The organism is Prosthecobacter vanneervenii (assembly GCF_014203095.1).
In the GTDB taxonomy this organism is placed as follows: domain Bacteria; phylum Verrucomicrobiota; class Verrucomicrobiia; order Verrucomicrobiales; family Verrucomicrobiaceae; genus Prosthecobacter; species Prosthecobacter vanneervenii.
This window is the reverse complement of sequence record NZ_JACHIG010000004.1, coordinates 96631-110570: the sequence shown is the minus strand read 5'-3', so window position 1 is coordinate 110570 and position 13940 is coordinate 96631. Positions and strand designations below refer to the sequence as shown.

Here is a 13940-nt window from a genome sequence, read left to right as displayed (position 1 = left end):
TATCTCCATTCTCCTCTCATGAAAATCAGCGCACTGTTTTTATCATCGCTTCTCCTTTCGGTGTCAGCCTTCGCGGTCGAAAAGCAGCCTAACATTGTCTTCTTTTTGATCGATGACCTTGGCTATGCGGACTGCGGATTCAATGGCGGCAAGGAGATCCGGACACCGAACATCGACAAGCTTGCAGCCGGAGGCACGGTGCTGGAGTCGCTGTATGTGCAGCCGGTGTGCTCGCCAACGCGCGCCGCATTAATGACCGGCCGCTACGCCACGCACACGGGTGTGTACACTATCGTGCGTCCGCATGCCACGTGGGGTCTGCCGCTGACGGAACGCACGCTGGCAAATGCGCTGCATGATGCGGGCTACGCCACGTCGATCATCGGCAAATGGCATCTAGGCGAGTTCCAGCCATCCTACCTGCCCACGGCGCGAGGATTCCACCACCATTACGGGCACTACTTTGGCATGCTGGACTACTTCACCCACATGCGTGGCCAGGATCTGGACTGGTACCGCGACGGCCAGCAGATCAAAGAGGAGGGCTACACCACGCATCTTCTCGCACGTGAGGCCTGCCGCACCATCGCTGAGAAGGACAAGTCGAAGCCGTTGTTTCTCTACGTGCCCTTCAATGGAGTGCATGGCCCCCTGGAGGTGCCGGATGAGTATCTGAAACCTTATGGCGAATTGAAAGGCGGACGGCAAAAACTCGCGGGCATGCTGGCGGCGGTGGACGAGGCGATCGGTCAAATCGTGACCACATTGGAAAAAAGCGGCGAGCGTGAGAACACGCTGATCCTTTTTTCCACCGACAACGGCGGTCCGCCTCCTGGCAGCAACGGGCCGCTGCGTGCCTTTAAAGGCAGCATCTATGAGGGCGGTGTACGCGGCTGCGCCTTTGCCAACTGGCCGGGACATATTCCGGCTGGCAAGCGCCTCAAAGAACCCATGCATACGGTGGACTGGTATCCCACGCTGGTGAAACTGGCCGGCGGCTCCCTGGAGCAGAAGACGCCGCTGGATGGCAAGGATGTCTGGCCCATGCTGACGCAGGGTGCGCCCTCTCCGCATGATGCGATCCTCTGCGTGCAGTCTCCCACCATGGCCGCGCTGCGCATGGGCGACTGGAAGCTCGTCATGAATGGCAGTGATGCCGACAGCGAGGAAGCACCGGCAGAGGGTGCAAAAGGGAAGGGAAAAGGCAAAAAGGGAAAGGGGGGTGCGAAGACAGCCAACACCGCAGACACTTTCGCCCTCTACAACCTCGCCAACGACATCGGCGAAAAGAACAATCTGGCAGCGCAGGAGCCCGAGCGTCTGGCCACGATGCGTGCCAAACTGGCCGAGTTCCTGAAAGACGCCGTGACACCGGGCCAGGTAGGCCATGAGGCTGCAGCGATGTTTGACCAGACCAAAAAAAAGAAAGCTCCATGAAGCTCCGCATTATCCTCGCTCTAGGCCTCGTCATTCTGGCTGAAGCAGCCTGCGCTTCGGTGAAGCCCAACATCATTGTCTTCTACACCGATGACCACGGCTATGCTGATCTCGGCATCCGAGGTGTGGAGAAGGATGTGAAAACGCCGCACATCGACGCGCTGGCGCGCAGCGGTGTCATCGCAAAGCATGGCTACAGCACCGCGCCGCAGTGTGTGCCCTCACGCGGCGGGCTGATGGCAGGGAAATTCCAGGGGCGTTTCAATCTGGACAACAACGGCTCCGCTCTGGACGGCTTTAACAAAGAGACGACGATCGCCACGCGGCTGCAGCGGGCCGGGTATGTGACGGCGCAGTTTGGCAAATGGCACCTGGGGCCGCAGAGTGAGATCACCAAACATGGGTTCAAGCATGTGTATTCGCAGCACGGGCAGCAGAAGTTTCCCGCCAACATCACGGTGGATGGTCAAGACAAGCCGATGAGCGAGATGAAGCCGGAGCTTTATCACATCGATGGCTGCACACGGGCGGCGGCGGCGATCGTGACGCGTTACAAGGAGCAGCCGTTCTTTCTATACATCGCCCTGCGTGCGCCGCACACGCCGCTGGATGCACCGCAGTCGTACAAGGACCGCTTTCCCGGCCCGATGCCGGAGCGCCGTCGTGCCGCGCTGGGCATGCTGGCTGCGGTGGACGACGGCGTGGGCCTGATCACGGACACGCTGAAGCAGCACGGACTGACGGAAAAGACGCTGATCTTTCTCATCGGCGACAACGGCGCTCCGCTCAAGATTCACAAAACCGACTCGCCGCTGGATGGCGACGCGGGCGGCTGGGATGGCAGCCTGAACACACCGCTGAATGGAGAGAAGGGCATGCTGAGCGAAGGCGGCATGCATGTGCCTTTTCTTATCGCATGGCCCGGCACGATTCCCGGCGGGCAGACGTATAAGCATGCGGTGAGCGCACTGGATGTCGCGGCCACGGCGGCGGCATTGGCTGATGTTCCCGTGAAGCCGGGAGATCTGGATGGCGTGAATCTCATGCCTTATCTCAAAGGGGAAAACACGCGACCTCCGCATGAGGCGCTGATGTGGCGCTGGATGGCCCAGAGCGCCATTCGTGAGGGAAACTGGAAGCTGCTGCGCGGGGGCGAGCGCGAGTATCTCTACGACCTCTCCACCGATCTGGAGGAGAAACACAGCCTGGCCTCGCAGCATCCGGACATCGCGACACGGCTGCGTGACAAACTCACGACATGGTGTGCGGAGCTCAACCCGCCCGGCCTTGCTCTCGGGCCTATGTCCCCCGTGTGGAATGACTATTTTGACTTTTACCTCGAAGGAAAGCCTGCGCCGAAACCTGAGACCAAGGCCGACCCACCCGACACCAAGGCCACACGCGGCTGGCTGGCGCGTGGAGGCAACCTGATCAATAAGAATGGAGTGCTGGTGCTCACGCCAGACAAGGGTGGCAAGGGCACCTTCATCACCCGCAGTCAGATCAAGCTGGCCGCTCCTGCGACAGCCAGAATCATCTTCAAAACCGCCGCTTCAGGTCAGGGCGCCATCGCCTGGCGCATGGATGGAGACAAAGACTTTCTCCCTGCGAACCGTGCGCCGTTTGAAGTGAAAGCGGGCGATGAATGGCAGACGCAAGAGGTTGCGATCCCGGCCAAGGGGCGTGTGATTCATGTGCGTGTGCATCTGCCATTGGGCGCGGCGGAATTCCGCACGATTGACCTCCAGCCAGCCAAGTGACCATGATGCGTTCTTTTGCATTCTTTCTGGCAATGCTCTGCACGCCTGTGCTGAACGCAGCGCGCCCCAATGTTCTGTTCATCATCGTCGATGATCTGACGACTACTCTTTCCTGCCACGGCCACCCGCACGTCCACACTCCGGCCATGGATGCGCTGGCTGCGCGTGGTGTGCGGTTTGAGCATGCCTACACTCAGTTTGCCCTGTGCAATCCCTCACGCTGCTCCTTTCTGACGGGCTGCTACCCAGAGAAAACGGGGGTCATGGATCTCACGACGAGCCTGCGGAAGGCGCTGCCGGATGTGGTGACGCTGCCGCAGTATTTCAAAGATCATGGATATGCCACGGGGCGGGTCGGAAAAGTTTTTCATGTGACCGACCCCAAAACGAAGCTCGATGTGGAGCTGCGCACGGCGCTGCACAAGGACACCGAAAACTTCGTCGAAGCGAAGGTGGCGAACGATCCTGGTGACAAGCCGCACGGAACCACCAAGGGAGAGGGATACAACCGCGCCTACGCCGCCTCGGCGCGGCCGGCGGCTGACTTCACCGACTACCAGATCGCCGATGATGCCATCGCCACGCTGGATGCCTTCAAAGAAAGAACCTTCTTCCTGGCGGTGGGCTTCATCCGGCCGCACACCCCGTATGTAGCACCAAAGTCGTTCTTTGATGCCGTCGAGAAAAACCGGCTCAGCATGCCGCCGTTTTACCGCACGGGCGGAGAGGTGCTCACGCAGCTGCCACAGTCATCGCTGCGGCCCAACAACAACGTCTTCCGCTATGCTGAGCCCACGCATGACGAAGCTCGTGATGCCTTGCAGGCCTATCTGGCGGCCACGGGTTTTGTGGATTCGCAGATCGGTCGTGTCCTCGACAGGCTCACTGAGCTGAAGCTCGCAGAGAACACCATCGTGGTGCTCACCGGCGACCACGGCTATCAGCTGGGCGAACATGGCCTGTGGGCCAAGCAAACCCTGTTTGAAGGCGGAACTCACGTGCCGCTGATCATAGCCGCGCCTGGCGTGAAATCGGGAGTGCGTAGCGGGCTGGCCGAGCAGGTCGATATTTACCCAACGCTGTGCGACCTCGCCGGACTGCCACGACCCAGGCACCTGCAGGGCCGAAGTCTGAAACCCATGCTCGACGATCCCGCCGCCAAGGGCCGCCAGATTGCTGTCAGCACCATGGTGGCCACCAACACAAAGCTGACCGGCCACAGCGTGCGCACAGACGCCTTTCGCTACATTGCCTGGGATCAAAACGGCGGCGAGCTTTTGTACGACCTGCGCACCGACCCGGACGAACTGCACAATCTTGCCGACCAACCGTCGCAGGCTGAGCGCATGAAGCGCATGCGGGAGCGGCTCGCGGTGCATTTAAAAAACGTCACTTCGCCATGAAGTCCTTTTTTGCCGCTTTTTTGCTCCCGTGCCAGATCATGGCGCAGCAGGCGCTGAACGAATCCGCCACGCCTGTGCGCGCCGGTGTGCCGTTTTGGAATCAGGAGTCTGTGCAGTTTCAGTTTGCGCCTGCGTTTGATTTCAAGGATGTCGAAGGAGCGAAGTCGTACCACTATACACTTACCCCATCGTCGGGTGAAAAATTGATGTTTGAGGCCGCCAAGCCAAATGTGCCGCTTTCTCCGGTATGGACGCGAGTGCCCGTTGGCCAAACAACGCTGAAGGTGGAGGCGCTGGGTGCAAGCGGTGTGATGATGGGCGAGGCTATGACGCGCATGTTTCATCGTGCCTCAGTGTTTCAATCCAGTGAAGCCAAGCTGGACAAGAGCTGGAGTGAGAGTGCGCGGGCTGCGCTGGATGCCCTGGTGCATTCGCCTGATCTGCGCTGCTGGTTTACCACGGGCGAGATCGACGAGCAGTTTCACCTGTATCGTTATCCCTCGAAGATCATCGGCGCGGCAGCGTCGGCACTGGCGGTGTATGCCATGCAGACGCCCGCACCTGCGGATGCTGCTGAAGCTGTGCAGGCTGCGAGGCGTGCGGCGGACACGCTGCTGGCGCTCTGCGAGCCCGCAGAGTCTGCCTGGGCCTTTCATCCGCCGACGTATCATCCCACTCGGTTCGGCGAGCGCATGCAGGGGCATATGAATCCCAACAACTACATGACCAACTGCGGAGCGGAGGCCGGCCGGTATTTTCTGGATGCATATCGTGCCAGCCAGGATGAAAAGTATCTGAAGGCGGCGGTGGGTATCGCCGAGACCTATGAGAAGCAGCAGCGCGAGGACGGCAGCTGGCTGCTTTTTGTGACACCAAAGGACGGCCAGGCAGCCACGAACAATGTGCTGGTGCCCACACTGGTCGTCGAGTTCCTCGACCATCTTGCCAATACAACGAAGGAGCGGCGCTTTGATGCCATGCGTGAAAAAGCCGTGGCCTGGATCATGCGCAACCCCGTGCGCACCTGGAACTGGCAGGGGCAGTTTGAGGACGTGAAGCCTCTGCCGCCTTATGAAAACCTGACCAAGCATGAGGCCTGCGATTTCGCCATTCACTTGCTGAACCAGGCGAAGATGCTGCCGGAGGAGCGGACGCTCGCGCTGGATCTGCTGCGCTTTGCTGAGGACCAGTTTGTGGTGTGGGATCAGCCGCCCGAAAGCCGCCCCGGCGGCCAAAATGACGATGGCCAGGCGACGGCCAAAACGAAGAACTGGCTGCTGCCCTGTGTGCTGGAGCAATACCGGTGCTACGCGCCAGTCTGCGCGAGCTCGGCGAAATTGATCCGCACCTACCTTGCTGCATATCGTGTGACGAAAGACCGGCTGCATCTGCAAAAGGCGCGGGCTCTGGCGGGCACTCTCGTGCGCAGCCAGCAGAACAAGAAGGCACCGGGGCGTTATCTTACCTGGCTCATGAAATCCGGCGGGCCCACAATGTGGTTCAACTGTGAGCTCATGGCCGTGCGTGCCATGCAGGAACTGCAGAAGGAGGATGCTGCAGCGCCTTGAACTGCCAGACTCGAATCGCCATCCCGCACTTGCTGAAGAATCACTGTCACAGTTTTATCACTCACATTGTCATGCTTCGTCTTCTTGCCTGTCTTTTCGCGATAGCCACGCCCTTGATCGCGGCCCAGCCGAATGTCATCTTCATCCTGGCGGATGATCTTGGCTGGAGTGATACGACGCTGTATGGCACGACTAAGTTTTACCAGACACCGAACGTGGAACGGCTGGCGCAGCGTGGCATGACCTTTACGCGGGCGTATTCGGCGAGCCCGCTGTGCTCGCCCACGCGCTCGGCCATTCTCACGGGATTGAGCCCGGCGCGCACGGGCATCACCGTGCCGAACTGCCACATGCCACAGGTGGTGCTGGAAGCGACGCTGCCCAAGAAATCGGCAGCGGACCAAAAGGCGATCCAGCCCACGCCACCGACACGCCTGAAAACTGAATATCGCACACTGGCAGAGACGCTGCATGATGCGGGCTATGCCACGGGGCACTTTGGCAAATGGCATCTGGGCCCCGAGCCGTACTCGCCGCTGCAGCAGGGTTTTGATGTGGATGTGCCGCACCATCCTGGGCCGGGACCGGCGGGCAGCTACGTGGCGCCGTGGAAGTTCGCGGACTTTGACTCGGATCCGGATGTGCCGGACCAGCACATCGAGGACCGCATGGCCAAGGAAGCGGTGGCCTTCATGGAGCAGCACAAGGACGGACCGTTTTACATGAACTACTGGATGTTCAGCGTGCATGCGCCGTTTGATGCGAAGAAGGCGTTGATCGAGAAACATCGCGCACGTGTGAATCCCAAAGATCCGCAGCGCAGCCCGACTTATGCGGCGATGGTGGAGAGCATGGACGACGCCATCGGCACGCTGCTGGATGCACTGGACCGCCTCAAAATTGCTGACAATACGATCATCATCTTCACTTCCGACAACGGCGGTAACATGTATGACAAGGTGGACGGCACCACGCCCACCAGCAATGCGCCGCTGCGTGGGGGTAAGGCCTGCCTGTTTGAAGGCGGAACACATGTGCCGGGCGTGATCGTCTGGCCGGGTCTTGCCAAAGCGGGAGCACGCAGCGATGCGCTGATCCAGAGCGAGGACTACTATCCCACGCTGCTCGAAGCCTTCGCGATCCAGCCTGCGGCAGGGCAGATTTTTGACGGCCACAGCCTTCTGCCCGCGCTGAAAGGCGGTGATCTTCCCGGCAAGGCCATCTTCCAGTACTTCCCGCATTCCTCTCCCAATGTGCCGGCCTGGCTGCCGCCGGGAGTGTCCGTGCATCGTGGCGACTGGAAGCTCATCCGGCTCTTCCACGGCGGCGAGAAAGGCGCGCACCGATACCTGCTTTTCAATCTGCACGATGATCCCGGTGAGCAGAACAACCTCGCCTCACAGAAGCCGGAACTCGTGCAGGAGCTGGACGCGCTGATCGAAGCGTTTCTCAAAGCCACCCATGCGGTGGTACCGGTGCCGAATCCGGCCTTTGACCCGAAGCAGTATCATCCCGAGCTCGAAGGCAAGCCGCAGGCCAAGGCGAAAGCCAAGGCACCCGCCAAAGATGACGGTGATCCCGCGCTGCAAGGCTGGAAGGCACGCGACTGCAAGGCCACGGTGAAGGACGGCATCGTGAGTGTGACCAACATCGGCTTTGAATGCTTTCTCGGGTTCGCCGCTGGCAAGCACAGCGGGCCGACGACGGCGAAATTCCGCATCAAGGCCAAGGCGGGGACCTCCCATTTTGACTGGGTGCCCAGCGGTGGCAAAGCGCAGCGCGTGCTCTTTACGCTGAAGGGAGGCGGCTGGGAGGAGATCAGCGTGCAGATCCCTGCTGCTGGACCGCTGGGCATCGTGCGGCTTTACCTGCCCATGCAGGAGCAGCCGGTGGAGCTCGACTGGATCGAGCTGCGTTCGGAGAATGGCGTTAAGATGACGCGGACGGAGTTTTGATTCACCAGCTCGATGACTTGCAAAAGCGCCGTGGCCGCGCAAGCCATCGGGACATGAATCTCGCCGCCAGCCTGGATGCCGATGGATATGTCATCGTGCCGAATGTGCTCGATGACTCCGCTTGCGATGGCCTGAGGTCAGCGCTCGGGGATGCAACCGGTGCCGGCTCACGCGGCATGCTGCACATTCCTGTGGTGGCGGACCTGGCTCAGAACATACTGGCCGGTCTTGTACGCCCCCATCTCCCATCCGATCCAGTGCCGGTACGCGGCATCTACTTTGACAAACGCCCTGAAACCAACTGGCTGGTGGCCTGGCATCAGGATCTGACACTGGCGCTCCGAGCCCCGGTGGAATCTCCGGGATTCGGCCCCTGGAGTGTGAAGGACGGCGTGCCGCATGTGCAGCCGCCTGTTCCGCTGCTGGAGCAGATGCTGGCAGTGCGTCTGCACCTCGATGATGCCAACGCAGAAAATGGTGCGCTGAGAGTGCTGCCCGGCACGCATCGGCTGGGTAGATTGAGCGCCGAGTCCATCCAACAATGCCGCGAAACACATTGTGAGGTTTTGTGTGAAGCCAGGGCAGGAGATGTGCTGCTGATGCGGCCGCTTTTGCTTCATGCCTCGTCACGTTCCACCAGTACAAGCCGCCGCCGGGTACTGCATGTGGAATTCGCCGGCTTTTACCTGCCTCCACCGATGGAGTGGCATGAGGCTCCTTGCCAAAGGCCGGTCAGTCCGCCACTGGTGCCACAACCGAATACATCCGTATGAAACGCCCCCTGCTGCTGCCTCTTTTTCTTGCTCTCGCCAGTTGCACCACACCGCCCACCGGCGGACCGCCGGAGAGCCAGCCGCCGATGTCTTCCTGGGGCATGCCGCAGGTCATCAATGTCTCGGCGTATGATCCGAAGGAGAAGCAGCGGCCGGGTCAGGGCTACTCGGAGCATGATGTGTCGGCGCTGCGGGCCAATGGGGCGAGTGCGCTGATCGCACGAGCGGGTAAGGGTGGAAATCTGGATGAGAAGTGCGCGCACTTCCTGGCCTCGGCGGACCGAAATGGAATGCTGCCAGGGATTTACTACCGGCTGCAGACGCATGTGGATGCGGTGGCGCAGGCAGATCAGTTCTGCGCACGCGCGCACTCCCTGGCACGTGGCCGTGCGTGGAATGCACCGGCGCTGCTGCTGTGCGCGGACTTTGATGCGAACTCCCGCATGTCAGACATCCTGCGCTTCATGGACCGCGTGGAGTCCCGCACAGGCGTGGTGCCAGTAGCGTATCTGGAAAACAGCACACACCTGAAACAGATGCTGAGCAGCGCGGATCCAGCCACGAAGGCAAAGCTGCGCCGCATGCCCTATTGGGTGGCTTTGTATTCGCACGATGGCGGCGCGGGTCCGGTGTATCCCGCACCAGGAACTCCGCATGGCCTGCTGCATCAGTACCGGGTGTGGTCAGACTGGGCCATGTGGCAGTATGGCGGTGTGGACTGGTCTCATGGCCGTTCGCAGCCCAAGGTGTACAGCCACGGCATGAACCGTAACAGCCTCTACTTTGGCAATCTGGACCGACCGGTGGAGCGCAATGTCTTCAACGGCTCGCATGCGGCCATGCAGTCCTTCTGGCTGCAACATGGGCTGAGGCTGCGCTGAGGCCACGCCTGGGCAGAAGAAAAAGGCGATGCCGAATGGGCATAGCCGTCACGACAAGGCGGCATTACCCGCCGACGGCGGCGGCGTGGATGATGGTGGTGATGAAAGCACTCAACCTCACCCAACGTCCTCCCCGCAGCCCCCGCGTCCGCCTCGGCGGTTATACCATCCTGCCACGCCTGCTCGACAAAGCGCGGGCCACGCTGGCCGGCACCCATGGAGAATACGTCTATGACAGCCTGAACGACCAACGCTTTTTCAGCTTCACCGGCATCGAGCCGGAGGCGTTGCTGGCGCAGGTGAAAACCGGCGCTGGAGACTGGGAGCTGCTGCTGTGGGTTAACGAGCAGGCACCGTACAAGCGCACCGCACTGGAGATCGAGCAGTGGTCCGACTGGACCGAGACGGTGGCCTTCAATGACGTCGCGATGCGCGAATGGTTCACCGAGCAGATCAAGCGCCTCAACCCCGCACGCGAAGACCTGCACGGCACCTTCGACTACCTCGACCTGGACGACCACGTGAGCTTTGGCGGCGAGGCCTAGGCGAGAGCCTCATTTTTTCACCACGCTTCCGGCGTCGTGAGCAAACCCCGAAAAAAACAAAACCTGATACGAACATGAACACCCGACGACAAACCCTTGCAACCATCGCACTAATCGCCGCATGCACCTTCACGGGTGGCGTGGCCAGTGCCGCCAAACCGGTGATGAACGCCAAACCGCACCCCATCAGCTTTGGGAGCATCAAGGTGGACGGATTGAACATCGCCTTTCGTGAAGCGGGCGACCCCGCCAAACCCAAGCTGGTGCTGCTGCACGGATTTCCTTCAGGATCCCATCAGTACCGTGACCTGATTCGCTCATTGTCTGACGCCTTCCATGTGATCTCGCCAGACTATCCCGGCTTTGGCCTCAGCGACATGCCTGACCCGGCAAGCTACAGCTACACCTTTGACGGCATCTCCGAGATTGTGGAGCACTTTCTCAAGCTCAAGGGCTTCGAACACTACGGGCTGTTCATGCAGGACTATGGCGGCCCGGTGGGATTCAGGATCGCGGTGCGCAATCCTGCGGCCCTCGACTGGCTGATCGTGCAGAACTCGAACGCCTATGAGTCCGGGTTCACTGCGGCATGGGATGGTCTTCGTGGCGCGCTCTGGAAAAACCGCTCGGAGGAAACGGAGAAACCGCTGACGGGGTTTTTCACCCATGACGCCATCAAGGGCATGTATGTCCAAGGGGCAAAGAATCCGGCCCTGATCAGCCCTGACAACTGGGAGTCAGACTTTGCCTTCATGCAGAGGCCGAACGCCGCGCGGCTGAACCTGGATCTGTTCTACGACTACCGCAAAAACGTGGAGCTCTATCCCGTGTGGCAGGAGTTCCTGCGCAAGAACCAGCCGAAGACGCTGATTTTCTGGGGGCAGTCAGACATCTTCTTCACGCCTGAGGGCGGAGAGGCCTACTTGAAGGACCTGCCGAATGCCGAAATGCACCGGCTGGAGGCGGGGCACTTTGCTGTGGAGGACCACCTGGAGTTCATCTCCGAGAAGATGCACCGTTTCTACACCGAGAAAGTGGCAGGCCAAAAGATGGGCGTGAAAAAGTAACCGCTCCCGGTCTGATCTGCCCGCAAGGCCAGGACGGAGAAGATTACGTCATGAGGAAGCTCCCCAGGAGCTTCCTCATTTTATTTCTGCCGCCACCTGTTTCAGCGCATCTACCAGAGCACGGGCAGCAGCAGACGCCCGGCCTTTCTGCCAGAGCACCATGCAGTCCCAGCGGGCAGTGTCATCACTCACTGGCACGAAGGTCACCCCAGGATGCTGGAGTTTTTCAAAGTAGCCGGGCAGCAGAGTCACGGCGGATTCTGAAACGACCTGCGAAAGCACATGGGTGATGCCATCCACGACGATGGCGAAGCGCGGCTTGAACCCGGCCGATTTGCAAAGGGCGGTCATCCAGCGGTTGCGCCCGGGCACCTGATCTTCATCCACACCGATGAAATCGCGGCCCTTCAGCTCTTTAAGAGTGATGCGTTTTTTCTGGGCTAGAGAATCGCCATCTGCAACGGCCCCGCAGACAGTGAACGAGCGGAGCCTGGCGCTGTGGAACTCCCGTGCGGCCAGCATGCCCTCCTGCCCGATGAGCGCGAGATCGAGCTCGCCCGAACGCAACCCGTCGATCTGCTCGCGGGGAGACATGTCATGCAGTTTGAGCTTTACCTGCGGGTGTGATTTTCGCAGCCTGGCCAGCGCTGGTGTGAGCATGCTCTGAGCGGCAGAGAATAGATACCCCACGCGCAGCTCGGAGTGCTCTCCACGCGCCTGCCGACGCAGATCGGCGAGCGCGGCATCGTAATTTTCGACGAGCGGGCGCATGGATTTAACCAGGGCATGGCCAAGGCCCGTGGGCTTCACACCGCTGGTCTCGCGCTCCAGCAGCCTGCCACCGAGCTCGTGCTCCAGCGCCTGCATCTGGCGGCTCAGCGCCGGCTGGGTGATGCGCAGCCGCACGGCGGCGCGGTTGACACTGCCTTCTTCGATCACCGTCAGCAGGGCTTTAATGCGGTCCATCATGATGATGGAGGATATGCATATCTGGCATAACGGCAAGTGACAGACGGCATTACCCGCAGGCTCAGCCATGGCGCAGTCTTCACTCGCTCCAGAAAGAGCTGAACCAAACCAAACATACCATCCCATGAAACTTGCCATCATCATCACCTCGGATCCTCAAAACGGCGAAGAAGCCCTCGGCCGCGCCTTCAACGGCCTCGCGCTGGCGGCAGAAGCCCAGGAAAAGAACGACGAAGTCAGCGTCGTCTTCACCGGCACCGGCGTGCGCTGGCCTGCGGAATTTTCCAAGCCAACGCATCCCGCCCATGGTCTCTATAATGCCGTGCGTCACGCCATCGCTGGTGCCTCCTGCGGCTGCTCGGCTGTCTTTGGCGCCACGAAGGAAGTCGAAGCCTGCGGTCTGCCGGAGATCAAAGATTTCGCACTGGCTGGGACGCCCGGTTTTGCGAGCATCCGCCGATATCTTGCCGAAGGCTGGCAGACGCTGGTCTTTTAAAACAAACCCTGCCTCTTTTAACCCCTCGCTCCACCCCGACCATGGCCGACCGTTTCATGCATACTGTGCTCACGCCTGCCGTGTTCGCGGCGGAGCGTCATTACTATGGGCGGACCTATCCTGCCTTTGAATCCACGCCTGAGCGCGATCCACTGACTGTGGCAGAAGCTGCTTTCATCGCGCAGCGTGACTCGTTTTACATGGCCACGATCACGGAAAACGGATGGCCGTATTTGCAGCATCGGGGCGGGGCCAAAGGCTTCCTGCGTGTCACGGGGCCGAACGAGCTCATGTTTGCAGACCATGGCGGCAACCGCCAGATGATCAGCGTGGGCAGTCTGGCGAAGAATGACCGCGTGAGCCTCTTCCTCATGGACTATCCGGCGCGTGAAAGGCTGAAGATTCTCGGCCACGCCCGTGTGCTGGATGCGCGTGAGCATCCTGAGCTGGTGGAAAAGATCGCCCCGCCCGGTGGTCATGCAGCCAAAGTGGAGCGCGTCTTTGTCATCGACGTTTTGTCCTACGACTGGAACTGCCCCAAATTCATCACACCGCGCTTCACGGCCGCTGAAGTGCAAGAGGCCGTGGCGCCTCTGAAAGCCCGCATTGCCGAACTCGAATCCCAGCTCAAACTCCAAACACCATGAACCCCCGCCCACCCCTGCCACCTTTCACTGAAGAATCTGCAATCAAAAAAGTACAGGCCGCCGAAGACGCCTGGAACAGCCGCGACCCCGAGCGTGTCTCGCTGGCCTACACACCGGACACCGAGTGGCGCAACCGCGATGTGTTTCTCAACGGCCGCACTGAAGTGGTGGAATTTCTGAAAAAGAAGTGGGCCAAGGAGCATGACTACCGGCTCAAGAAAACGCTCTGGGCCTTCACGGGAAACCGGATCGCCGTGCGCTTTGAGTACGAGTGGCATGATGATTCCGGCCAGTGGTGGCGCAGTCATGGGAATGAAAACTGGGAGTTTGATGAAAACGGCTACATGGCCAGACGCTATGCGAGCATCAATGATCAACCGATCCGTGAAGAGGAGCGTAAGTTCCGCTGGGAACGCGTTTGAAGCCGCGCTGCCTTGGT

General features: G+C 60.4%; 13 protein-coding genes. 12 read left to right on the top strand and 1 reads right to left on the bottom strand.

The genetic code is table 11. From position 1 onward, the window contains the following. The first annotated feature begins 18 nt into the window (after positions 1-18). The 9 genes from HNQ65_RS10535 to HNQ65_RS10495 all read left to right on the top strand — a co-directional run bounded on the left by HNQ65_RS10535 (position 19) and on the right by HNQ65_RS10495 (position 11389). Positions 19-1437, top strand: coding sequence for an arylsulfatase B (locus HNQ65_RS10535; protein WP_184339490.1), 1419 nt, complete (start codon positions 19-21; stop codon positions 1435-1437). Next, positions 1434-3197: a sulfatase family protein gene (locus tag HNQ65_RS10530; RefSeq protein WP_184339489.1), complete on the top strand. Its 1764-nt coding sequence runs from the start codon at positions 1434-1436 to the stop codon at positions 3195-3197. The genes HNQ65_RS10535 and HNQ65_RS10530 overlap by 4 nt, the downstream gene beginning before the upstream one ends. A 2-nt stretch (positions 3198-3199) precedes the next feature. Then, entirely contained in the window at positions 3200-4600 is a 1401-nt protein-coding gene (locus HNQ65_RS10525; RefSeq protein ID WP_184339488.1) for a sulfatase, read from the top strand. Continuing rightward, a complete protein-coding gene (locus HNQ65_RS10520; protein ID WP_184339487.1) occupies positions 4597-6168 on the top strand; it encodes a hypothetical protein in 1572 nt (523 codons plus the stop codon). The genes HNQ65_RS10525 and HNQ65_RS10520 overlap by 4 nt, the downstream gene beginning before the upstream one ends. A gap of 71 nt (positions 6169-6239) precedes the next feature. Further along, positions 6240-8123, top strand: a complete 1884-nt coding sequence (locus HNQ65_RS10515) for a sulfatase (protein WP_184339486.1) — start codon at positions 6240-6242, stop codon at positions 8121-8123. 53 nt (positions 8124-8176) lie between these two features. Further along, the gene (locus HNQ65_RS10510; RefSeq protein WP_184339485.1) at positions 8177-8896 is read left to right on the top strand and encodes a phytanoyl-CoA dioxygenase family protein; all 720 of its coding nucleotides are present in this window, start codon (positions 8177-8179) and stop codon (positions 8894-8896) included. After that, on the top strand, positions 8893-9777 hold the full coding sequence (locus HNQ65_RS10505) for a GH25 family lysozyme (protein ID WP_184339484.1): 885 nt from the start codon (positions 8893-8895) through the stop codon (positions 9775-9777). The genes HNQ65_RS10510 and HNQ65_RS10505 overlap by 4 nt, the downstream gene beginning before the upstream one ends. A gap of 35 nt (positions 9778-9812) precedes the next feature. Next, positions 9813-10322, top strand: a complete 510-nt coding sequence (locus HNQ65_RS10500; protein WP_246438086.1) for a DUF5069 domain-containing protein — start codon at positions 9813-9815, stop codon at positions 10320-10322. Positions 10323-10396: 74 nt separating this feature from the next. Further along, positions 10397-11389 (top strand): alpha/beta fold hydrolase, encoded by a 993-nt coding sequence (locus tag HNQ65_RS10495; protein WP_221306120.1) that lies wholly within the window; start codon positions 10397-10399, stop codon positions 11387-11389. 75 nt (positions 11390-11464) lie between these two features. On the opposite strand, the gene HNQ65_RS10490 is transcribed toward HNQ65_RS10495, so the two are convergent. Next, complete coding sequence (locus HNQ65_RS10490) at positions 11465-12358, bottom strand: LysR family transcriptional regulator (protein ID WP_184339483.1); 894 nt, start codon at positions 12356-12358, stop codon at positions 11465-11467. 124 nt (positions 12359-12482) lie between these two features. Between HNQ65_RS10490 and HNQ65_RS10485 the strand changes: the two genes are divergently transcribed. From HNQ65_RS10485 to HNQ65_RS10475, 3 genes are read left to right on the top strand one after another with little or no spacing between them, the layout of a single operon-like run. Then, positions 12483-12854, top strand: a complete 372-nt coding sequence (locus HNQ65_RS10485; protein ID WP_184339482.1) for a DsrE family protein — start codon at positions 12483-12485, stop codon at positions 12852-12854. 41 nt (positions 12855-12895) lie between these two features. Further along, complete coding sequence (locus HNQ65_RS10480; protein WP_184339481.1) at positions 12896-13501, top strand: pyridoxamine 5'-phosphate oxidase family protein; 606 nt, start codon at positions 12896-12898, stop codon at positions 13499-13501. After that, entirely contained in the window at positions 13498-13923 is a 426-nt protein-coding gene (locus HNQ65_RS10475) for a nuclear transport factor 2 family protein (protein WP_184339480.1), read from the top strand. Before HNQ65_RS10480 ends, HNQ65_RS10475 begins: the two co-directional genes overlap by 4 nt. Positions 13924-13940 lie beyond the last annotated feature (17 nt).